The 21,159-nt window shown below is 70.7% G+C and carries 17 protein-coding genes and 1 pseudogene; 8 read left to right on the top strand and 10 right to left on the bottom strand.

Features of this window, described 5'->3' with window-relative positions:
- Nucleotides 1-2: 2 nt before the first annotated feature.
- The 4 genes and pseudogenes from AB0399_RS07210 to AB0399_RS07225 form a co-directional block, all read right to left on the bottom strand.
- Nucleotides 3-903, bottom strand: a pseudogene (locus tag AB0399_RS07210) (LysR family transcriptional regulator).
- Nucleotides 904-997: 94 nt separating this feature from the next.
- Nucleotides 998-1,795: a sugar phosphate isomerase/epimerase family protein gene (locus tag AB0399_RS07215; protein ID WP_366410525.1), complete on the bottom strand. Its 798-nt coding sequence runs from the start codon at nucleotides 1,793-1,795 to the stop codon at nucleotides 998-1,000.
- Between the two features lie 138 nt (nucleotides 1,796-1,933).
- A complete protein-coding gene (locus AB0399_RS07220) occupies nucleotides 1,934-2,854 on the bottom strand; it encodes a bifunctional helix-turn-helix transcriptional regulator/GNAT family N-acetyltransferase (protein WP_366410526.1) in 921 nt (306 codons plus the stop codon).
- A 96-nt stretch (nucleotides 2,855-2,950) separates the two neighbouring features.
- A complete protein-coding gene (locus AB0399_RS07225; RefSeq protein ID WP_366410527.1) occupies nucleotides 2,951-4,048 on the bottom strand; it encodes a LacI family DNA-binding transcriptional regulator in 1,098 nt (365 codons plus the stop codon).
- Between the two features lie 287 nt (nucleotides 4,049-4,335).
- Here AB0399_RS07225 and AB0399_RS07230 point away from each other — a divergent pair, with 287 nt between their 5' ends.
- The 7 genes from AB0399_RS07230 to AB0399_RS07260 all read left to right on the top strand — a co-directional run bounded on the left by AB0399_RS07230 (nucleotide 4,336) and on the right by AB0399_RS07260 (nucleotide 13,767).
- Entirely contained in the window at nucleotides 4,336-5,487 is a 1,152-nt protein-coding gene (locus AB0399_RS07230; protein ID WP_328464334.1) for a Gfo/Idh/MocA family oxidoreductase, read from the top strand.
- The gene (locus AB0399_RS07235; RefSeq protein WP_366410528.1) at nucleotides 5,484-6,647 is read left to right on the top strand and encodes a dihydrodipicolinate synthase family protein; all 1,164 of its coding nucleotides are present in this window, start codon (nucleotides 5,484-5,486) and stop codon (nucleotides 6,645-6,647) included. The genes AB0399_RS07230 and AB0399_RS07235 overlap by 4 nt, the downstream gene beginning before the upstream one ends.
- Nucleotides 6,644-7,495: a sugar phosphate isomerase/epimerase family protein gene (locus tag AB0399_RS07240; RefSeq protein ID WP_366410529.1), complete on the top strand. Its 852-nt coding sequence runs from the start codon at nucleotides 6,644-6,646 to the stop codon at nucleotides 7,493-7,495. Before AB0399_RS07235 ends, AB0399_RS07240 begins: the two co-directional genes overlap by 4 nt.
- 290 nt (nucleotides 7,496-7,785) lie before the next feature.
- A complete protein-coding gene (locus AB0399_RS07245) occupies nucleotides 7,786-10,008 on the top strand; it encodes an ATP-dependent RecD-like DNA helicase (RefSeq protein ID WP_366410530.1) in 2,223 nt (740 codons plus the stop codon).
- A gap of 124 nt (nucleotides 10,009-10,132) precedes the next feature.
- The gene (locus AB0399_RS07250; RefSeq protein WP_329369273.1) at nucleotides 10,133-11,422 is read left to right on the top strand and encodes a citrate synthase; all 1,290 of its coding nucleotides are present in this window, start codon (nucleotides 10,133-10,135) and stop codon (nucleotides 11,420-11,422) included.
- Nucleotides 11,423-11,829: 407 nt separating this feature from the next.
- Nucleotides 11,830-12,576: an SDR family oxidoreductase gene (locus tag AB0399_RS07255; RefSeq protein ID WP_329369275.1), complete on the top strand. Its 747-nt coding sequence runs from the start codon at nucleotides 11,830-11,832 to the stop codon at nucleotides 12,574-12,576.
- Between the two features lie 279 nt (nucleotides 12,577-12,855).
- A complete protein-coding gene (locus tag AB0399_RS07260; protein ID WP_366410531.1) occupies nucleotides 12,856-13,767 on the top strand; it encodes a DedA family protein in 912 nt (303 codons plus the stop codon).
- A gap of 81 nt (nucleotides 13,768-13,848) precedes the next feature.
- Here AB0399_RS07260 and AB0399_RS07265 read toward each other — a convergent pair whose 3' ends face one another.
- From AB0399_RS07265 to AB0399_RS07290, 6 genes are all read right to left on the bottom strand, one after another.
- The gene (locus AB0399_RS07265; protein ID WP_328464320.1) at nucleotides 13,849-14,052 is read right to left on the bottom strand and encodes a MarR family transcriptional regulator; all 204 of its coding nucleotides are present in this window, start codon (nucleotides 14,050-14,052) and stop codon (nucleotides 13,849-13,851) included.
- A 264-nt stretch (nucleotides 14,053-14,316) separates the two neighbouring features.
- Complete coding sequence (locus AB0399_RS07270; RefSeq protein ID WP_329369277.1) at nucleotides 14,317-15,171, bottom strand: class II fructose-bisphosphate aldolase; 855 nt, start codon at nucleotides 15,169-15,171, stop codon at nucleotides 14,317-14,319.
- A gap of 182 nt (nucleotides 15,172-15,353) precedes the next feature.
- Nucleotides 15,354-16,244 (bottom strand): SIS domain-containing protein, encoded by an 891-nt coding sequence (locus AB0399_RS07275; RefSeq protein ID WP_366410532.1) that lies wholly within the window; start codon nucleotides 16,242-16,244, stop codon nucleotides 15,354-15,356.
- A gap of 715 nt (nucleotides 16,245-16,959) precedes the next feature.
- On the bottom strand, nucleotides 16,960-17,451 hold the full coding sequence (locus tag AB0399_RS07280; RefSeq protein WP_328464314.1) for a MarR family transcriptional regulator: 492 nt from the start codon (nucleotides 17,449-17,451) through the stop codon (nucleotides 16,960-16,962).
- Between the two features lie 395 nt (nucleotides 17,452-17,846).
- Nucleotides 17,847-18,776: a SigB/SigF/SigG family RNA polymerase sigma factor gene (locus AB0399_RS07285; protein ID WP_366410546.1), complete on the bottom strand. Its 930-nt coding sequence runs from the start codon at nucleotides 18,774-18,776 to the stop codon at nucleotides 17,847-17,849.
- Between the two features lie 321 nt (nucleotides 18,777-19,097).
- Nucleotides 19,098-19,913 (bottom strand): phytanoyl-CoA dioxygenase family protein, encoded by an 816-nt coding sequence (locus tag AB0399_RS07290; RefSeq protein WP_366410533.1) that lies wholly within the window; start codon nucleotides 19,911-19,913, stop codon nucleotides 19,098-19,100.
- A 112-nt stretch (nucleotides 19,914-20,025) separates the two neighbouring features.
- Between AB0399_RS07290 and AB0399_RS07295 the strand changes: the two genes are divergently transcribed.
- A complete protein-coding gene (locus AB0399_RS07295; RefSeq protein ID WP_366410534.1) occupies nucleotides 20,026-20,943 on the top strand; it encodes an AraC family transcriptional regulator in 918 nt (305 codons plus the stop codon).
- Nucleotides 20,944-21,159 lie beyond the last annotated feature (216 nt).

The following is a 21,159-nucleotide window of genomic DNA, read 5'->3' on the forward strand; positions in this document are numbered from 1 at the left end:
GGCTACGCGGCCTGCTGCCAGTGCGCCCGGAGCGTGTCGACGGCGGCCGTGATCGACGGCCGCCGCGCCGCGCCCTTCCGCCACAGCGCGTACAACCGTCGCACCGGCGCGGGCTCCAGCCGCAGCACCCGCACCCCCTCGGGCAGCGGCCCCCGGCCCAGCCGAGGCACCAGCGCGATGCCCAGCCCGGCCGCCACCAGTGCGACCTGCGTGCCGTACTCCCCGACCTGGTACGCCATGTCCGGTTCGGTACCGGACTCCCGCAGCGTCCGCACCAGCCAGTCGTGGCACACCGAGCCCGGCGGCTGGCAGATCCACCGCTCCCGCGCGATGTCCGTCCGCAGCACCGACCCCCTTGCCGCCAGAGGGTGTTCGGCGGGCACCAGCACATCGCACCGGTCATCACCGATGACCGCTCGCCCCAGCCCGTCCGGCACGGGGAGCGGCGCGATGTCCCAGTCGTGCGCCACCGCCAGGTCCACCGCGCCCCGCAGCACCAGATCGACCGACAGGTGAGCGTCCACCTCCACCAGCCGCAGATCCAGCACCGGGTGCGCGGCGGCCAACTCGGCCAGCACCGGCGGCAGCAGCCCACAGGCCGCGGTCGGGAACGCCGCCACCGTCAGCCGCCCGCTCGGCCGCCCGCGCTGCTCCTCCAGCGCGACCTCGGCCGACTCCACCACCCGCATCAACTCCTGCGCCGCGGCCACCAGCAGCCGCGCCGCATCAGTCAGCGCCACCCCGCGGCCCTGCCGCTCCAGCAGTACCGACCCGGCCTCGCGCTCCAGCTTCGCGATCTGCTGGGACACCGCCGACGGTGTACCCCAGCGCCGCGGCCGCAGCACCGATCGAGCCGTGCGTGTGCACCGCGTGCAGCGCTCTCAGCCGTCCCAGATCGAGCACGCCCGCGTTCTCCCTTCCCTCTCCTGGCCGACGCCCGTCCGGGCCGGGCCCGTCGCCGACCGGCGCTCCAGCGCGCCCGTACTCCTCGGGCCGCTCAGGCCGACTCCGACAGCAGCCGAACCAGATGCTCCCGCCCGGCCTCCAGCAGACCCGGCAACTCCTCCGCCTGCGGATACCACCTCTTCTCGTACTCCCAGCACAGCCAGCCGTCCCACTCGGCGCGGCTGAGCACCTCGACCGTCTCGGCCAGCGGCAGCGCCCCCTTGCCGAGCGGCAGCGGCGTCCGATCCTCCGTCGAGGCGATGTCCTTGACCTGTACATAGCCCAGGTAGGGCGCCAGCGCCGGGTACGTCGAGGACGGCTGCTCCCCGGCGAGCCACGTGTGCATCACGTCCCAGATCGCGCCCACGGCGTGGTGCCCGACGGTGCCCAACACCCTCGCCACGTCGGCGCCGGACCGATGCGAGTCGTGTGTCTCCAGCAGCACTCGGACCCCTCGGTCGGCCGCGAGGGGCGCCACCGCGGCCAGCCGCCGTTCTGCGAGGGCGTCCGCCTCGGCGGCGGCCAGGTCGCCGCCGCCTGGGAAGACCCGGACGAAGGACGCGCCCAGGTCCGCGGCCAGGTCCACCGCGGCCTCTACCTCGGCCAGCACCGGACCGTCCTCGCCGGGTGCCGCCATTTTCGCGTAGGCGGCGACAGTGAGAACGGCGATGTCGGCCGCCGCGAACTGCTCGACCACGCTGGCACGTTCACCTGCGGAAATCCCCGGGTGGACCGGTTCTTCCTCGCTCGCGCGCAACTCGACGCCGTGGTAGCCATGGTCTGCCGCGAGCCGTACGACCTGCTCGATGGGCAACGCGGGAAGTCCGAGGGTGGAGAAGGCGAGTTTCATTCGCCGGACACTAGGCACGGGCCCGCCCGCGGTCAACCGGGGTCAGGTATCCCTGAGTCGCCGTGCCGCCTGCGTATCACGCCTGATACGACCTCCTTTCGGCTGTGGCCTCGGCTTCGGAGCGGCTTCCGGATTCGGCTACAGGGCCAGACGCCAGTCCTGGCCCATCAGCTCCCGGCCGAAGCTGCGGTGCGGTTTCTGGGCGACCAGTTCGAACCCGGCCCGCTCGTAGATCCTTCGGGCGCCGGCCAGCACGTCATTGGTCCACAGGACGAGTTCGGTGTAGGCGGCCTGGCGGGCGAAGGCGATGCACGTGTCCACCAACCGCCCACCTATCCCGTGGCCACGCGCTGCCGGATCGACCAGCAGCAGTCGCAGCCGCGCGGTATCGGGCGCGTCGTCCCGCATGCAGAACACACATCCCGCCCGCTCGCCGTCGAGTTCGGCCACCCACATCGCCTCGCGCTGCGGATCGTGGTCCGACGCGTAGTCCGCGACGATGCGCGCGACGAGGGTTTCGTAGTCCTCGTCCCAGCCGTATTCCGCCGCGTACACCGCGGCGTTGCGCTCGATCGCCCACCCAAGATCGCCCGGGCGGGGGGCACGCAGGGTCACGCGCGGGCCGGTGGTGATCCGGTGGTCGTCGTGCAGGATCTCGCGGACCGTGCTCATCGCATCGGTCAGCCGGGGCCGGTCCTCCGGGGCTATCCGGCCGACCAGGGAGCCCACGGCCTCCTGCGAGCGCTCCTCCAGCAGCGAGGCCGCTTCCTTCCCCCGTGCGGTCAGCTCTATCCGCTGCCTTCTCGCGTCCTGCTCGGAGGGCCTGCGGGTGACGAGCTGCCGCTCCTCGAACTTCGACAGCATTCGGCTGAGATGGCCCGCGTCGAGCGACAACTCCATCCGCAGGTCAGCAGCGTCGGTGCGCCGCGCGTGCGCGAGTTCGTACAGCACGCGAGCCTCGGTGAGCGTGAACGGTGTGTGCAGGTGGCGGCTGTAGTCGAGCGCGCCGATGAGGTTGGTGTAGAACCGGTTGAACTCGCGGATCTCCTGAACTGCCATGACGACCTCGGCCTTCCGTAATTCCTTTGCCTGAGTCAAAGGTATGCCCGTGCCGAGGCTGTGCGGAAGTCTCTTTTTCCAGCCTGTGGATAACTTTCAGCGAGCGGTGGCCGCCGGCGGTGCGGTGGAGCTGCGGACCATCAGCTCGGTGGTCACGGTGGCGACCGAGCCGGGCGGCGGGGCCGACCGCCCCAGTACCAGCCGGCCGGCCCGCGCGCCGGCCTCATGGAGCGGGATGCGGACCGTGGTCAGCGCCGGCGAGGCGTCCGCAGAGAACGGCAGGTCGTCGAAGCCCGCCACCGAAATGTCGCCGGGCACGCTCAGCCCGCGATCGCGCAGGGCGGCGCACACTCCGAGCGCCGCCGTGTCGTTGGCGGCCACGATCGCGGTCACCGTGGGGTCCTTGCGCAGGAGTTCCAGCGCGCCGTCGTAACCGGAGGAGCGGTCGTATCCGCCGTGTACGACGGGTTGGCCCGGGATCTCGCCGGGGTCTGCCCCGTTCGAGGTCTGCGGCGCGAGCCCGTAAGTGGCCAGCGCCGCGCGGTGGCCTTCGAGCCGGTGCCGTGTCGTGCTGCGCTCGATCGGGCCGGCGACGCAGCCGATCCGGCGGTGCCCCAGTGACAGCAGGTGCTCGGTCAGTCGCCGCGCCCCGCCGCGGTTGTCGAAGGCGATGGTCATGATGCCCGGCGCGGTTTCGGGCAGCGGGGGGCGACCGCACAGCACGATCCGGGTGCCGGAGGACGCCAGCCGGGCCAGCCGGGTGGCCACCGCGGCGGTGTGCCGCTCATCCTCGACCGCGCCGCCGGTCAGCACCACGCCGGCCGCGCGCTGGCGTTCGAGCAGGGTGAGATAGGTGAGTTCGGACTCGGGTGATCCACCGGTGTTGCAGACGACCGCGAGCTTGCCGCCGCTCGGGGGGTTGCCGGGACCGGCGGCGATCTCGCGCTGCAAGGCGCTGGCGATCAGGCCGAAGAAGGGGTCTGCCACGTCGTTGACGAGGACGCCGACGAGATCGGAGCTGGCCGCCGCGAGTGCCCTCGCCTGCCCGTTGACGACGTAGTCCAGCTCCGCCACGGCCCGCCGCACCCGTTCCCGGGTGCTGCCGGCCACAGGGTAGTTTCCGTTGAGCACCCGGGAGACGGTCGCCGACGACACTCCCGCGCGCGCCGCGACGTCGGCCAGTGTCACTGCCATATCGGTCCTGACCTCCTTGTGCGGCGGCCGGGATCGTGACCACCCGGCCCGGCGTCGTACGGCCGCCGACCACCGCGGCACATGCTCTCACCTCGATGGCGCGCGCGGCAGCGGCACCATCCTCGAATGGTCCACCATGCCAGCAAGCGCTTACATTCGCATCCAGGAGAGGGTTGTCCATCGCCACCCTTGCAAGCTAGCGTGACGCGGAAGAAAGCGCTTGCTATACGTGAGTACCTCACAGCCGGCCTTCGCGCCCCACCCCCAACCGCTCAGGAGAGGCCCCCATGACACGCAAGACCGTGCGGATCGCCATGAACGGCGTCACCGGACGCATGGGCTATCGGCAGCACCTGGTCCGATCCATCCTCAGTCTGCGCGAGCAGGGCGGCCTCGACCTCGGCGACGGCACCGTTCTGTGGCCGGAGCCGATCCTGGTCGGCCGCCGAGAGCACGCACTGCGCGCGATCGCCGAGCAGCACGGCATCGAGCACTGGACCACCGACCTCGACGCCGTGCTCACCGACCCCTCGGTCGAGATCTACTTCGACGCGCAGGTGACCTCCGCCCGTGAGGAGGCCGTCAAGCAGGCCATCGCGGCGGGCAAACACATCTACTGCGAAAAGCCGACCAGCACCACGCTGGCCGGGGCTCTTGAACTCGCCAGGCTCGCCAACGAGGCCGGCGTCAAGCACGGAGTGGTGCAGGACAAGCTCTTCCTGCCCGGCCTGCGCAAGCTCCGACGCCTGGTCGAAGGCGGCTTCTTCGGCCAGATCCTCTCCGTCCGCGGTGAGTTCGGCTACTGGGTCTTCGAGGGCGACTGGCAGAGCGCACAGCGTCCGTCGTGGAACTACCGCACCGAGGACGGCGGCGGCATCGTGGCGGACATGTTCCCGCACTGGGACTACGTGCTGCATGAGTTGTTCGGCCGGGTGCGCAGCGTGCAGGCGCTCGCCACCACGCACATCCCGCAGCGCTGGGACGAGCAGGGCAAGCCGTACGACGCCACCGCGGACGACGCCGCCTACGGCGTCTTCGAGCTGGAGGGCGGTGCGATCGCGCAGATCAACTCCTCCTGGGCAGTGCGGGTCAACCGGGACGAACTCGTCGAGTTCCAGGTGGACGGCACCCATGGCTCCGCCGTCGCAGGTCTGCGCAACTGCCGCGCCCAGCACCGCTCGGCCACCCCCAAGCCGGTCTGGAACCCCGACCTGCCCGCCACGGAGTCCTTCCGCGACCAGTGGCAGGAAGTGCCGGACAACGCCGACTTCGACAACGGCTTCAAGGCCCAGTGGGAGCTCTTCCTGCGCCACGTGGTGCTCGACGAGCCGTGGCGGTGGGACCTGCTGGCCGGCGCCCGAGGCGTGCAACTCGCCGAACTCGGCCTGAAGTCCTCCGCGGAAGGCCGCCGCTTCGAGGTCCCGGAGCTGTCGCTGTGACCATCCTGCTGCCCGACGTGTCGGGTGAATCACGCGCCTACCAGCCCAGGACGGAGTCGGTCGTCCACTCCGCCGGCCTGCCGCTGCGCAGCAGGGTGGTGTACTCGGCGGCCCATGTCGTCGCCGACCCGCTGCGCACCGCCGCCGACGCACCCGCGGCCGTCGACTGGGACGCGACCCTCGCTTTCCGCCGCCACCTGTGGAGCCATGGGCTCGGGGTGGCCGAGGCGATGGACACCGCACAGCGCGGGATGGGCCTGGACTGGCCGGTCGCGGCGGAGCTGATCCGACGATCATCCGCCGAGGCGCGTGCGGTGGGCGGCCGGATCGCCTGCGGTGTCGGCACCGACCAACTCGCCGGTCCTGCCGCCTCCGAGGTGACCCTGGCCGAGGTCACGGCTGCCTACGAGGAGCAGCTGGCGGTGGTGGAAGCGGCCGGCTCGCAGGCCATCCTCATGGCCTCGCGCGCCCTGGCCGCCGTCGCCAAGGGGCCGGACGACTACCTGGAGGTCTACGGGCACCTGCTGCGGCAGTCCGCGGAACCGGTGATCCTGCACTGGCTCGGCCCGATGTTCGACCCCGCGCTCGCCGGCTACTGGGGGAGCGACGACCTCGACGCCGCGACCGAGACGTTCCTGGAGGTGATCACCGCCCATCCGGACAAGGTCGACGGCATCAAGATCTCGCTGCTCGACGCGGACCGCGAGGTCGCGCTGCGCCGCCGCCTGCCGGAAGGAGTGCGCTGCTACACCGGCGACGACTTCAACTACCCCGAGCTGATCGAGGGCGACGACGAGGGCTTCAGCCACGCCCTGCTCGGCATCTTCGACCCGCTCGCACCGCTGGCCGCCGCCGCGGTCAGCGCACTGGACACGGGGGACGGGGCAGGGTTCCGCGGGCTGCTGGACCCGACCGTCGGCCTGTCCCGGCACCTCTTCGAGGCGCCCACCCGCTTCTACAAGACCGGTGTGGTCCTGCTCGCCTGGCTGGCGGGACACCAGGAGCACTTCACCATGGTCGGCGGCCTCCAGTCCGCGCGCTCCCTCCCGCACCTCGCGCGGGCGTACGAACTCGCCGACCGGGTCGGGCTGTTCCCCGACCCCGCACTCGCCGAAGCCCGGATGCGCGGGCTGTTGGCCGTATACGGAGTGGACGCATGACCGAGACCCAGGCCGCCGCACAGGGCCTTGAGCGCCTCAGCATCAACCAGGAGACCCTCAAGCAGTGGTCACTGCCCGAACTCGCCGAGGGCTGTGCGGCTCTCGGCATCACGTCGGTCGGGTTGTGGCGCGCGCCGGTCCAGGAGTTCGGCGTGCGGGACGCGGCCGCGCTGATGAGCGACCACGGGATCAACGTCACCTCGCTGTGCCGCGGCGGCTTCTTCAGCGCGTCCGACCCGGCACGCCGGGCCGAGGCGCTGGACGACAACCGTGCGGCGATCGACGAGGCAGCCGTGCTCGGCACCGGCACCCTGGTGCTGGTCTCCGGAGGTCTGCCCGAGGGCGACCGCGACATCGCCGCCGCCAGGGAGCGGGTCGCGGACGCGATCGGCGCGCTCGTGCCGTACGCGGCGGAACGTGGTGTGCGGCTGGCGATCGAGCCCTTGCACCCGATGTTCGCCTCGGACCGCTGCGTGGTCTCGACCCTGGGCCAGGCCCTGGACATCGCGGAGCGTTTCGCGCCCGAACACGTCGGCGTCGTGGTGGACACCTACCACCTGTGGTGGGACGACCGTGCGGAGGCGGGGATCGCCCGGGCCGGTGCGGGCGGCCGGATCGCGTGCTTCCAGGTCGCGGACTGGGTGACGCCGCTGCCCGAAGGGGTGTTGCTCGGACGCGGACAACTCGGTGACGGCTGTGTCGATCTGCGGGGATTCCGCGCGCGGGTCGACGAGGCCGGGTACCGGGGACAGGTGGAGGTGGAGATCTTCAACCCCGCGTTGTGGGCCAGGAAGGGCACGGAGGTGCTTGCGGAGGTCGCGGAAAGGTACCGGCAGCACGTGCTCTGAGAAGATCTTGGAATTTTGTCGTCCGCGGTACAACCCTTCCTCCACCTGGCGTGTCGTACATGGCATCAGGGCTCCTGGAGGGGGTTCAAGGAGCCCGGCTGGTACGCCCGAGGGGGGCTTCGGGAGTACAGGGGGAGGGAAGAGGGGTCCGGCTTCGGCCGGGCCCCTCTCCGCTTGTCCCTGCTTGCCATCGGGGTTGTCCACAGCCGCACGGGTGACCGACGACGCGGTGTCGGTCACTGCGAGTACCTTCGGAGCAGATCACCGACCGGCCCGAAGGGAGCCCGCAGATGGGTGAGGCGCCGCACCTTTCGGTCCTGGAGGGCGTCCTCGAGCGGATCACGTACGCCAACGAGGACAACGGCTACACGGTCGCGCGCGTCGACACCGGCCGCGGTTCCGGCGATCTCCTCACGGTGGTCGGTGCCCTGCTCGGCGCACAGCCCGGCGAGTCCCTGCGGATGCACGGCCGATGGGGCTCCCACCCGCAGTACGGCAAGCAGTTCACCGTGGAGAACTACACGACTGTCCTGCCGGCCACGATCCAGGGCATCCGCCGCTACCTCGGCTCGGGGCTTATCAAGGGGATCGGGCCGCGCATCGCCGAGCGCATCGTGGATCACTTCGGTACCGACACCCTGGAGGTCATCGAGACCGAGGCCGCCCGCCTGGTCGAGGTGCCGGGACTCGGGCCGAAGCGGACGAAGTTGATCGCCGTCGCGTGGGAGGAGCAGAAGGCGATCAAGGAGGTGATGGTGTTCCTCCAGGGCGTGGGGGTGTCCACGTCGATCGCCGTGCGGATCTACAAGAGTTACGGCGACGCCTCGATCTCCGTGGTGAAGAACCAGCCGTATCGCCTTGCCTCCGAGGTGTGGGGCATCGGGTTCCTGACCGCGGACCGACTCGCCCAGGCGGTGGGCATCCCGCACGACAGCCCTGAGCGGGTCAAGGCCGGTCTTCAGTACGCCCTTTCGCAGGCCACCGACGGCGGCAACTGCTTCCTGCCCGAGGAGCGGCTGATAGCCGATGCGGTGAAGCTGCTCCAGGTGGACATCGGCCTGGTGATCGAGTGCCTGGGGGAGTTGGCCGACGAGGAGGGGGTGGTGCGTGAGCGCGTGCCGTCGCCCGACGGCGACGGCGAGCCGATCAAGGCGGTGTACCTGGTGCCGTTCCATCGCGCGGAGATAGCGCTCGCCGCCCAGGTGCTGAGGCTGCTGCGCGGCCCGGAGGACCGTATGCCGTCCTTCCAGGACGTGGCCTGGGACAAGGCGCTGTCCTGGCTCGCTGACAAGACCGGTGCCGATCTCGCCCCCGAGCAGCAGGAAGCGGTGCGGCTGGCGCTCACGCAGAAAGTGGCGGTGCTCACCGGCGGTCCGGGCTGCGGCAAGTCGTTCACGGTGCGCTCAGTGGTTGCCCTCGCCACGGCCAAGAAGGCCAAGGTGGTGCTTGCCGCGCCCACCGGCCGGGCTGCCAAGCGGCTCGCCGAGCTGACCGGAGCCGCCGCGTCGACCGTGCACCGCCTGCTGGAACTCAAGCCGGGCGGCGACGCGGCCTACGACCGCGACCGGCCGCTCGACGCGGACCTGGTGGTGGTCGACGAGGCGTCGATGCTGGACCTGCTGCTGGCGAACAAGCTGGTGAAGGCGGTGCCTCCGGGGGCGCACCTGCTGTTCGTCGGCGATGTGGACCAGCTGCCGAGCGTGGGCGCGGGGGAGGTGCTGCGGGATCTGCTGACACCGGGCGGGCCGGTCCCGGCAGTGCGGCTCACCCGTATCTTCCGCCAGGCCCAGCAGTCCGGTGTGGTGACGAACGCGCACCGGATCAACTCGGGGGTGCCACCGGTCACCCAGGGGCTGGCCGATTTCTTCCTCTTCGCCGAAGAGGACTCGGAGGAGGCGGCCAGGCTGACAGTGGACGTGGTGGCCCGGCGAATTCCGGCCAGGTTCGGTCTCGACCCGCGCCGCGACGTCCAGGTGCTCACTCCCATGCACCGCGGCCCGGCCGGCGCGGGCGTGCTCAACGGACTGCTCCAGCAGGCCGTCACGCCGGCTCGCCCCGATGTGGCCGAGCGCCGGTTCGGCGGGCGCACCTTCCGGGTCGGCGACAAGGTCACCCAGATCAGAAACAACTACGACAAGGGCGCCAACGGCGTCTTCAACGGCACCGTGGGGGTCGTCACCAGCCTCGACGCGGTCGAGCAGCGGCTGACGGTGCGGACCGACGAGGACGAAGAGGTCGGCTACGACTTCGACGAGCTGGACGAGTTGACGCATGCCTACGCGGTCACGATCCACCGTTCGCAGGGCAGCGAGTATCCGGCAGTAGTGATCCCCGTCACTACCGGCGCCTGGATGATGCTCCAGCGCAACCTGCTTTACACCGCCGTCACCCGGGCGAAACGCCTGGTCGTGCTCGTGGGTTCCCGTCGTGCGATCGGGCAGGCGGTGCGCACGGTCTCCGCGGGTCGCCGCTTCACCGCTCTCGACCATCGGCTTGATCTGGGCGCAAAATAGGCACTCCGTGCCACTTTTCGGCCCGATGGCCGACCCCGAGTGCACACCCCAGTGCCAAATGGGGGACAGTGGACCTAGTCAGGGCACCTCGAAGAAGAGGCAAAACCGTCGGTGAGGGAATGACGTGAGCGACAACTCTGTAGTACTGCGGTACGGGGACGGCGAATACAGCTACCCCGTTGTGGACAGCACCGTCGGCGACAAGGGCTTCGACATCGGCAAGCTGCGTGCCGACACCGGGCTGGTCACCCTGGACAGCGGCTACGGCAACACCGCGGCGTACAAGTCCGCGATCACCTTCCTCGACGGTGAGCAGGGCATCCTGCGTTACCGCGGGTATCCGATCGAGCAGATCGCCGAACGCGGTTCCTTCCTGGAGACCGCGTACCTGCTGATCAACGGTGAGCTGCCGACCGTCGACCAGCTCTCGGAGTTCCAGGGCCAGATCACCCAGCACACCCTGCTGCACGAGGACGTCAAACGGTTCTATGACGGCTTCCCCAGGGACGCCCACCCGATGGCGATGCTGTCCTCCGTGGTCAGCGCGCTGTCGACGTTCTACCAGGACAGCCACAACCCGTTCGACCCCGAGCAGCGCGACCTGTCCACGATCCGGCTGCTCGCCAAGCTGCCGACCATCGCGGCGTACGCGTACAAGAAGTCCGTCGGCCAGCCGGTGGTCTACCCGCGCAACGACCTGGGCTACGTCGAGAACTTCCTGCGGATGACCTTCTCCGTCCCGGCCGAGGAGTACGAACTCGACCCGGTCGTGGTCAGCGCCCTGGACAAGCTGCTCATCCTCCACGCCGACCACGAGCAGAACTGCTCGACGTCCACGGTCCGGCTGGTCGGCTCCTCGCAGGCCAACCTGTTCGCCTCGATCTCCGCCGGCATCAGCGCGCTGTGGGGGCCGCTGCACGGTGGCGCGAACCAGTCGGTGCTGGAGATGCTGGAGCGCATCAAGGCCGAGGGCGGCGACGTCGACTCCTTCATCCGCCGGGTGAAGAACAAGGAAGACGGCGTGAAGCTGATGGGCTTCGGGCACCGCGTCTACAAGAACTTCGACCCCCGGGCGAAGATCATCAAGGCGGCGGCGCACGACGTCCTCTCGGCGCTCGGGAAGTCCGACGAGCTGCTGGACATCGCGCTCAAGCTGGAAGAGCACGCGCTCAGCGACGACTACTTCGTGTCGCGCAAGCTCTACCCCAACGTGGACTTCTACACCGGCCTGATCTACCGGGCGATGGGCTTCCCGACCAGCATGTTCACCGTGCTGTTCGCGCTCGGGCGGCTGCCCGGCTGGATCGCCCAGTGGCACGAGATGATCAAGGAGCCCGGCTCCCGCATCGGTCGGCCGCGGCAGATCTACACCGGTGTCGTCACCCGCGACTACATCCCGGTCGAGGCCCGCTGACCTGGGCACACGCACAAAGAGAGCGCCCCGCGACGGATCCCCCCACGGGTCCGGCACGGGGCGCTCCCGTTTCCCGGAGCGGATCCCCCCACGGGTCCGTACCGGGCGTTTTTCGGCGGCTGCGCCAAGCCGGGACGATAGGGCCGGGAGGGCCGCTCAAGCTCCCCGGCGTCGCCCCGGCGACGCAACTCGATCCATCCCCCAAGACGGACCGTACCTCAACCCCCCGCACCGGCTCCGCCGGGGGCCGGTGTTCAAGACATAAGACCCACGAAACACCGTAATGGTTACGTTCCAAGTGGTGTGATCTACGTCTCTTTGGTGAAGGTGTTTTCGCAGGCTACCCCGCGCGCTGCCGGTCCAGCGCGATCCCGTAGCGTGCTGTTTCTCCTCGAGGGGCGGAGCACATGGCAGAGAACGGGACAGCGGTCCGGGACATCGTGGTGACCGGTGGCGGCACGGGCATCGGCCTGGCCATCGCGATCCGGTTCGCGGAGGACGGCCACCGCGTCACGATCGTCGGCCGCCGCCGCGAGGTGCTGCACGCCGCCGCGGACGAGTTGCGTACCGAACGCGGCCTGGATGTCACCCCCGTCGTCTGCGATCTGGCCGATCCCGACGACGTGGAGGCGGTCCTGTCGCAACTTCCCGAGCGGGTCGACGTCCTGGTCAACAGTGCGGGCAGCCGTGAGCTCGCGGTCGGCGCCGGCCCGCACGGGCTGCTGGCCCGCTGGCGCGGCGACTTCGAGCGGAATGTCCTGACGGCGGTGCTGCTCACCGAGTCGTTGCGGGACCGCTTCACCGACGGCGGCCGCGTCGTGACGGTGACCTCGGTCGCCGCACTGCGCGGCGGTGGCTCCTACGGGGCCTCCAAGGCCGCTCTGCACGCCTGGAACCACTCCCTGGCCGCCCAACTCGGTCCGCAGGGCGTCACGTGCAACATCGTGGCTCCTGGGACGGTGGCGGGCACCGAGTTCTTCGGGTCGCGGCTCAATGACGCCGAGCTGACCCGGCGCGCCGGGCGCACCCTGGTCGGCCGGGTCGGGCGGCCTGCGGACGTTGCGGCGGCAGTGCTCTTCCTGGCCTCCCCGGAGGCGGGCTTCGTCACCGGGGAGATCCTCCAGTGCAACGGCGGCGAGTTGCTCGGGCGCTGACCCTGGGTCTGGGCCCTGCCGGGCCGGCGCGCCCTGGCCCCTGGCCCCGCCTCGTCTCCGGCGCCCGGGTGTGTTCGGCGGCGCGGTCTGCTCCTCGCACCAACTCGATCCCGCCACCTCACCGAGCGTCTCCACCCACAGGAGTAGGACCGCTGCGCCCCGAGGATGAGATTTCCGGGGAATCGGCGGAGAAGTGCCCCTACACCGCCAAACCCGCTTGCCGTGCCCCCGGAACCGCTGTCAGCGTTGATTCCAGGGGGTGGGAAGAGGGGCGGTGATATGGACGTTGCACTGAACGTGTCGTCATTGGACTTCACCTCAGGTCTCGCCGAGCACCTGCGGGGTGGCAACGTCTTCTGGGCGTACGCGCTGCTGGCCGCGACGACGGCTCCGCCGCTCGTACCCAACGCCGTGTTGCTCGTCACCGGCGGTGTGATGGCGGCTGAGGGCCGCCTGGACATCGCCCTCGTGCTTCTCGTGGTGGCGGGCAGCGCCGTCCTCGGCGACATGCTGCTGCACCGCGCCGGACGCGCGCTCAGCGGCCGGGTGCTGCAACGCATGCGCCGCCGGCCCCGCCAGGCGGCCCTCCTCAAATGGGCGGCCCTGCGCATTCAGCGACACGGGGTGCCCTTCGTCATAGGCGTCCGCTTCCTGCCCAGTGGCCGGGTGATAGGCGGCCTGGCGGCGGGCGTCGTACGCTATCCGGCTCGGCGGTACGCGATCGGTGCGGGCGTGGCGGAGGCGGTGTGGGCGTCATATTCGGTGGGGGCCGGATACATCAGCGGTCGGGCCGCCTCGAACTCGTTCTACGCGCTCTCCCTGGGTCTCGGCATATCCCTGCTGGTCGCGGGGGTCGGCACGATCGTCCAGTGGGTCTCGCGCGGCCGGGACCGCAGGCGCGGTGAAACCGCCCGGCCCTCCCCCGTCGTGGCGGCGTCCCTCGTGGCCGGCGTGGGTGGCGGTGCGGCCGGCGTCGCGACGGCTGCCGGTGGTTCTGGCAGCACCTTGGCTCCGAACCCGCTCCCGCCCCCCACACCGGCCGCAGCGGCTTCCTCGGTGCCCGTCCCACCCGAGCGACCACCGCCCCTCTCGGTGCCGACTGAGGGCAGGGAGATTCTGCCCTCCCCACTGCCGCCCCCGGACAATGACGCGGATGACAGTTCCTGTCCGCTGACCGGGCGCGGTACGTAGCCATGTCCGGGCCGGGGCGCACCCCCGGCCCGCGCGCGGTGCGTCCTTGTTGCCGCCGCGGGTCGGGCCGTCCCGTGGGGCTCAGCCGGGGTCCCGGCGTCCCCTGTTACCTGGGCGCCTGGCGCTCCACGACCGAATCGTGTCCGCGTACCAGAAGGGCTTCCCGCCCCGCACCACGTCGGGGTCCGGCAGGTGCCCGTGTTTGCGGTAGGAGCGCACGGTGTCGACCTGCACGCGGATATGGGCTGCGATGTCCGCGTACGACCACAGAGTCCGATCGGTCATGAAGAACCTCCATGCGACAGGGATGTCGATCAGCACCTTCGTCCGGTCAACGACGGGGTGCGACGACCGCATGCGGTTGTTGATCTTCTGTGACACGGAACCCGCGTAACGGTGACATCCCAGGTCACCGCAGGTACGACTGAAGTGTTGATCACACCGGAACTGTTATCGGTCACTCGTTCGAGTCAACCGCAGGTGCGGATCGTTTCGGGTCGGCGAGGTTGCGGGAGGCTTCGAGTGCGGGACGATCTCGCTTCGTTCGCTTCAGTCCTTCTGCTCGGGCTCGCCGGCCACGACTCGCAGCATGTGGGCGGCGGTGGCAGTCATCGCGTCGCGTGCCGGGCGCAGGTAGCGGCGCGGGTCGACCGCCGTGGGGTTGGCTGCGAGATGGTCGCGTACGGCGGTGGTGAAGGCGATGTTGAGTGCCGTGCCGATGTTGACCTTCGACATTCCTGCGGCGACCGCCCGCCGCAGTTCGCCGTCGGACACACCGGACGAGCCGTGCAGGACCAGCGGCACGCCCACGGACTCGCGCAGCCGGCCGATGAGTTCGTGGTCGAGGTGGGCAGTGCGCTCGGTCATGGCGTGCGAACTGCCGACCGCGACGGCCAGTGAGTCCACACCAGTGGCGGCGGTGAAGGATGCCGCTTCCGCCGGGTCGGTGCGCACTCCCGGGGCGTGCGCGCCGTCCTTGCCGCCGACCTCGCCGAGTTCGGCCTCCACCCACACCCCGTGGGTGTGGGCGAACTCGGTGATGCGGGCGGTGGCGCTGACGTTCTGCTCGTAGGGCAGGACGGACGCGTCGAACATCACCGAGGTCACGCCGGCGGCGACCCCGGCACGGAGAAGCGCCTCGTCCTCCACGTGGTCCAGGTGGAGGGAGACGGGCACGGATGCCGCTGCGGCGACGGCAGCCGCGCCGGCGAGCACACCGTCGAGGCGGCCGCCGTGGAACTTCACGGCGTTCTCGCTGATCTGGAGGATGACGGGCAGGCCGGTCTGCTCGGCGGCGGCGGTGATCGCCTCGGCGTGCTCCAGGGTGATCACGTTGAAGGCGGCCACGCCACCACCGGACGCGTGGGCGGCGAGGACGAGTTCGGCGGTGGCGGCGGTCGGCATGCGGGCTTCCTCGGGGTCCGGGTCCCCCTGGGCGGCGCGGGGACCGGTGGGTCGGCACGGAACGTGCCGACGGTTCGGGCGGGTTGATCAGCCGTGGGAGCGGCGGACGGGAGGTGCGGAGCGGGTGCGGACGGAATCGGACGGATCGTCAGCGGTGGAAGGGAGGTGGGTGGTGATGGGACTCACGAGAGGATGACCGAGCGGGTCAGGTTGCGCGGGCGGTCGGGGTCGTAGCCCTTGGCCTCGGCGATCGCGACGGCGAGGCGTTGGGCGCGGATCAGGTCGGCCAGAGGGTCGGCGGCGGGCCGGTGCTCGAGGTGACCGCCGACGGCGGCGACGTTCGCGGCCAGGCCCTCGGGCAGCGGGCCGAAGGACCAGGCGACGCGGCCGGGGCCGGTGATGCTGATCGGACCGTGGCGGTACTCCATGGCCGGGTATGCCTCGGTCCAGGCGCCGGCGGCCTCGCGCATCTTCAGCGCGGCCTCCTGGGCCAGGCCGTAGGTCCAACCGGTGCCGAGGAAGGTGATCTGCTCGGCGGCGAGTGCCTCGGATGCCAGTTCGTCGCTGACGGCGGTGCGGGCATCGGCGATCGCGGTGGTGAGGTCCTCACCGAGGTGGGCGCGGAGCAGGGCCAGCGCGGTGGTGGCGAAGCGGGTCTGCACCACGGACTGCTCGTCGGCGAAGTCGAGGACGACGATCTCGTCGGCGGCCTGCATCACCGGGGTCTTCGGGTCGGCGGTGATGGCGGTGACCGGAGTGGAGCCGAGCAACTGCTCGCAGGCCCTGAGTACTTCGGTGGTCGTGCCGGAGCGGGTGATCGCGAGCACCCGGTCGTAGCTGCGGCCGAGCGGGAACTCGGAGGCGGCGAAGGCGTCGGTCTCGCCGTGCCCGGTGCTCTCGCGCAGGGTGGCGTAGGACTGGGCCATGAACCAGGACGTGCCGCAGCCGATGACCGCGACCCGTTCGCCGCGGGCCGGCAGCTTGCCGGACTGCCCCGGGGCGAGGTCGGCCGCGCGCTGCCAGCAGTCGGGCTGGGTGGTGATCTCGGTGGTGGTCAGGGATGGGGCGGCCATGCGGGCTCCTCGGGCAGGGCGGGGCGCGGTGGTGCGCGGGCGGGTGTCGTGCGCGTACTTCGGTCAGTGTAGATGATTGATTCTGCTTGAAGAGAGGGTGTAATGAACAAGAGTGTGCAGTTCGGTGTTGTCATGCCGACCACGCGGGGATCAAAGGCGGCTCGACGGGAAGCGGCGGGGGCGGGCCGTGGGCTGCACGGTCGACGGTGGACCGGAGATCGCCTTGCGGCGGTCGGGTCTCCGCCGCGCGGGCGAGGCCGCGTGGCGGCGGTCCGGACCAGGGGAGCTGTTCGAAGGATGCTCGGGCGAACGGATGCTGGGGGAGGAGAAGAAGGGCGAACGCGCCTTGTTCCGCGAGTGGTTGGCGGCGGTCGAGCAGCGGTCATCCGATGGCTCGGCCGAGATGAGCTGCTGGGCGCAGCGGCCGCGTGGCATCGCGGAAGGCCGTCGTCGTCGGAGGGAGGACGAGACGCTGCTGCCGGCCGGGTCGGCGAAGATGCCGGCGGGGTGGCGGGGGCGGTCGGACGATGGTGCGCGGGCGGGGGCGCGGCAGCGCGGCGGCGTGGGTGCCGTGGATCGCCGGTGGGGTGGCGCCGGTGGGGGCGAGGGGGATCGGCGGGCCCGGCCGCCCGCGCGACGGTGTTTGTCGAACCGCCGGTGCTGGAAAGTGCGGTGCGGGGGCCGGGCCCGGGCTTGGAAGGGGGAGGGGCGCGCGTCAGCTTTCGGTGAGCTCGTCCGTGGCGATCCGCCCCGCCTTGGCGCTGCGCAGCAGGAAATCGGCTATCAGCGCCAGTTCATCGTCGTCGTACCCCGCGCACACGTCGTCCATGGCGTGGCTGAGGCCGGAGAGGAGGTATGCGATCTCGGCTTCCTTCTCCTTGATCACTTGGACGAGTATCGCCCGGCGGTCGCTCGGGTTGGGGGTGCGGACCACCCACCCACCGCGTTCCAGCCGGTCCAGCACGCCGGTGAGCGTGGCCGGATGGAGCCCCGCGCGCCGGGCCAGTGCCGTCGGGCCCGTCGGGCCGTGCCGGCTGATCAGGTCCAGGCACTCCAGGTCGGCGTCTCGGAGGTCCAGGTGCGCGCCTACCTGGTGGTTGAGTAGCGTGAGCTGCACATTGAGGTCCCGCACGTGCTCCTTGATGCGGTTCGTCAGCCGTCTGCGTCGCCGGGCTGTCGAAGTCGCCCCGGACAGTGTGGAGTCCATACGCAACGATCCCTCGCATCGTTTGCTTGCTCGCCGGGGTGGCCCATGACCGCCCGCGCGATCGCCCCGGCGGCGAGCGCGATGCCGACAGGTGCTCGAAGCCTGCCGGGGGCAGCTCAGGCGCACACCTTCTCACACCGCTCATTCACGCTCGTAGCCCTTTCGGGCAAACCATGCCCGTTCCTGCTCACCTGAGTTCGGGTTCGCGGGAGGGGAGATGCGCTGGTGAAGAGGAGGGGAAGGGGAGGCGATCGCGACGGTCCGCGGGGACGCTCCTCGTCGGCCGGAACTCGTCCACGGCGCCGGCGGTGCCGGGACGGGCCGGGGTGGCGTTTCCGTCGGAGAGTGGGGCGGTCGCCCTTCGTTCCAGGGCGCGTGAGGGTGGTGCGGGTCGGTCAGGCGGCGTGCCGCTGCGGCGGGGAGTCGGCTTTTGGGGCGGCTGTCCGGTCGTATTCGGTCACGGCCCGGTCGGTTTCGCTGCCTCCGGCTTCATCCTCGGCCGCGTCCACGGCCAGCTCGGCTCCGACGACCTCCGCGCGGATCGCCGAACAGGACCGGCTGATCAGTCGTGACACGTGCATCTGGGATATGCCGAGCTGGTCGGCGATCATGCTCTGGGTCATTCCGCGGAAGAAGCGGAGGTAGAGGATGTGACGCTCGCGTTCGGGCAGGCGGCACAGCTGCGGCTTGACCGCCTCGCGGTCGAGGACGACGTCGAGCGCGGGGTCCGGGGCGCCCAGCGTGTCGGCCAGTGACATGGGCCCGGTGTCCATCGGCTGCCGGCACTGCGCGTCCAGCGACAGCGAGCTGAAGCTCTCGAGTGCCTCCAGGCCGGCGGCGGCTTCCTGTTCGGTGAGGTCGGCGTGCTCGGCGATCTCGGCCGCGGTGGGTTCCCGGCCCGGTCGGCTCTGCGCCAGTTCCTGGTGCGCGGCCCGCACCCGGGCCCGTAGTGCCTGCACCCGGCGCGGTACGTGCACCGACCACATGCAGTCGCGGAAGTGCCGCTTGATCTCGCCGTCTATGGTCGGCACCGCGTAGCTCTCGAAGGCGGTGCCGCGCGCCGGGTCGTACCGGCTCACGGCCTTGACCAGGCCGAGTGCGGCCACCTGCCGCAGGTCGTCCAGTGACTCGCCGCGGTTGCGGTAACGGCCGGCCAGGCGGTGTGCCATCGGCAGCCAGTCCGTGGCGATCTCCTGGCGCAGCCGTTCCTTGGACGCGCCGTCCGGCAGCCGGGCGAGGCGGCGGAACGCCTCGGCGGTGTCGGGGGCGTCGTCGTGCGGATGCCTGCCGCGCGGGGAAGCGGGTGTGTGCGCGGGTGTGGGCATGGACGCGGGGGTGGAAGCGGAGACGGAAGGGGACATCGATCACCAGCTCCTCGCACTACGACCCCGCGGGGCTACGGTCGGTCACCGCCGGGGAGGGGGCCGAATGGGGTGTGCCCGGTCACCGATCCGACAAACCACCGTAAACAGGTAAAATAATCCAGTCATGTACAAATTGGTGTTGCGTGGCTTCGTTGCGCCCCATCCCGAACGGCGCCCCTGTCCGCTCCTGACCGGGTGCCTTCCGGAGCGGCGCCGCACCCGGCGGCCCGGGCGGCTACCGCCCCCGTGTCCCGCAGCCCCGCGGGGCCGCCGAGCCTCGGCTCAGCCGTAGAGCACCGGGTTCAGCGGTGACGCCGGGACGCCGCCCACCTTCGTGCCCGGCAGCCACATGGCCAGGTCGGATCGCTGGAAGTCGTTCGTCGGCTCGGCCACGGTGATGTCGGCGGCCATGTAGATCACGGTCATCACCCGACGGGCGATCGCGGAGCGGTTCGGGGCGGCCCGGTGGAAGGTCCAGCCGCCGTGGAAGCTGGCGTCGCCGAGACGGTAGGGCGTTTCCTCCACCGGGAAGTCCTGCGTGGCGAGTGCCTGCCGCAGCGCGCGTTCGGAGTCGTCGCTGATCGGCAGGTCGCGGCCGAACGCGAAGCGGTGACTGCCCGCCGCGAACGACAGCGGACCCATCTCGGCGGGCGTTTCCTGGAGCGGCAGCCACACGGTCACCGTCCGGTCGCTCGACAGCGGCCAGTAGTACTGGTCGGCGTGCCACGGGGTGATGCCGCCGCCGGGCTCCTTGTACAGCGCCTGGTCGTGGTAGAGGCGTACCGACGGAACGCCGAGCAGTGCGGCGGCGATGCCGGCCAGTCGCCGCGAGAAGACCAGCTCGCGTACCTTCGCGCTGTGCTGCCACAAGTTGGTGACCTGGAGGAACGCCTTGCCGTACGTGTCGCGTTCGGCCAGCGGCAGGTGCTGGGTGTTCAACTCCACGACCTTGGCGGTGATTTCCGGTTCATATGCCTCGACGGTGCTGGCGGCAAGCACGCCGGACAGCTTGGCGAAGCCCTCCTCGTGGAACCGCCGGACCGCGGCCGGTTCGATGGCGTACGGAGTGCTCAGGTCTTCCTCGGGCGTCGGCGTCATGCGGCAAGACTCCCGTCCGGCGCCTGACCGGGCCACGCCTGAGATGGCCGGTTCTGGTACTTTCCTGCCCGCCGGATGTCCCGATGCACGCCGACAAGGGCATGTGAGTAGCATGCGCGCGGTATTCGAGTACGTCGTCCCCACCGCACCCCTGAGCTGGAAGCTCTTCGCGCGCCGCGAAGCCCGCTTCGACTTCCAGTGGCACTTCCACCACGAGTACGAGTTGACGCTGATCGTGCGCGGCAACGGCACCCGCATCGTCGGTGACTGCGTACAGCCTTACGGGCCGGGCGACTTGACGCTGATCGGCCCGGAGATGCCGCATACGTACGTCTCGACGCCCGGGCAGGTCGGGCGGGTCGGACCGGTCGGGCAGGAGGCGGTCGTCGCGCAGTTCCGGCGGGACTTCCTCGGGCCCGACCTCTTCGACCGCCCCGAGTTCGCCGATGTGGCGCGGTTGCTCGAACGGGCCGCCCGCGGGCTCCACTTCCCGTCGCGATCGGCCGCGCCGGCCGAGCGGGTGGAGCCGGCCGGGCCTGGCGGGCGGACCGAACCGTTCGATCCCACTGGTCTCACCGCCCTGCCCACCCTCCCGCCACCAGAGCGCACCCTCGCGCTGCTTCGCCTCCTCGTCGACCTGTCCACCCGCGAGCCGGCGATCCCGCTGGCCGGCGCCCGGCACGTGCCCGCCCTCAATCGCACCTCTGGCGACCGTGTCGACGCGATCGTGCGGCTGTTGCACGCGTGCTACACCCGCTCGATCGGCCTGGACGAGATCGCCGGGGCCGCCCACATGTCACCCACGTCGGTGAGCCGCTTCTTCCGCCGCACCACCGGCATGACCCTCACCGACTACCTCAACCGCCTGCGGATCGAGGTGGCCTGCCATCTGCTGCGCGACACCGACCGGCGGGTCGCCGACATCGCCGCTGACTGCGGCTACGCCAACCTCGCCAACTTCAACCGCAGGTTCCGCCAGTTCAAGGGGCTGCCGCCGCGGGAGTACCGCGCCGGGTTCCGCACGCCGTAGCGCGTCGGCCCCGGGGGCGTATCCGGATCACTCCGGAACCGGGGCCCAACGCCCCTGCCGACGGGACGACTTCGGCGCAGACTGGGCGCAGCGGTACGGGTCCGCGACGTGAGCCGGGGCGGCGGCGGAGATGGCGTCAGGGGCGGAGCCGGGGCGACGAACTTTGCCAAGCCGAGTCCAGGATTTCGCCTGGGCTGTGGTGATCACCGCGAGGAC

It is taken from the genome of Streptomyces sp. NPDC088194 (assembly GCF_040702025.1).
Lineage (GTDB): Bacteria > Actinomycetota > Actinomycetes > Streptomycetales > Streptomycetaceae > Actinacidiphila.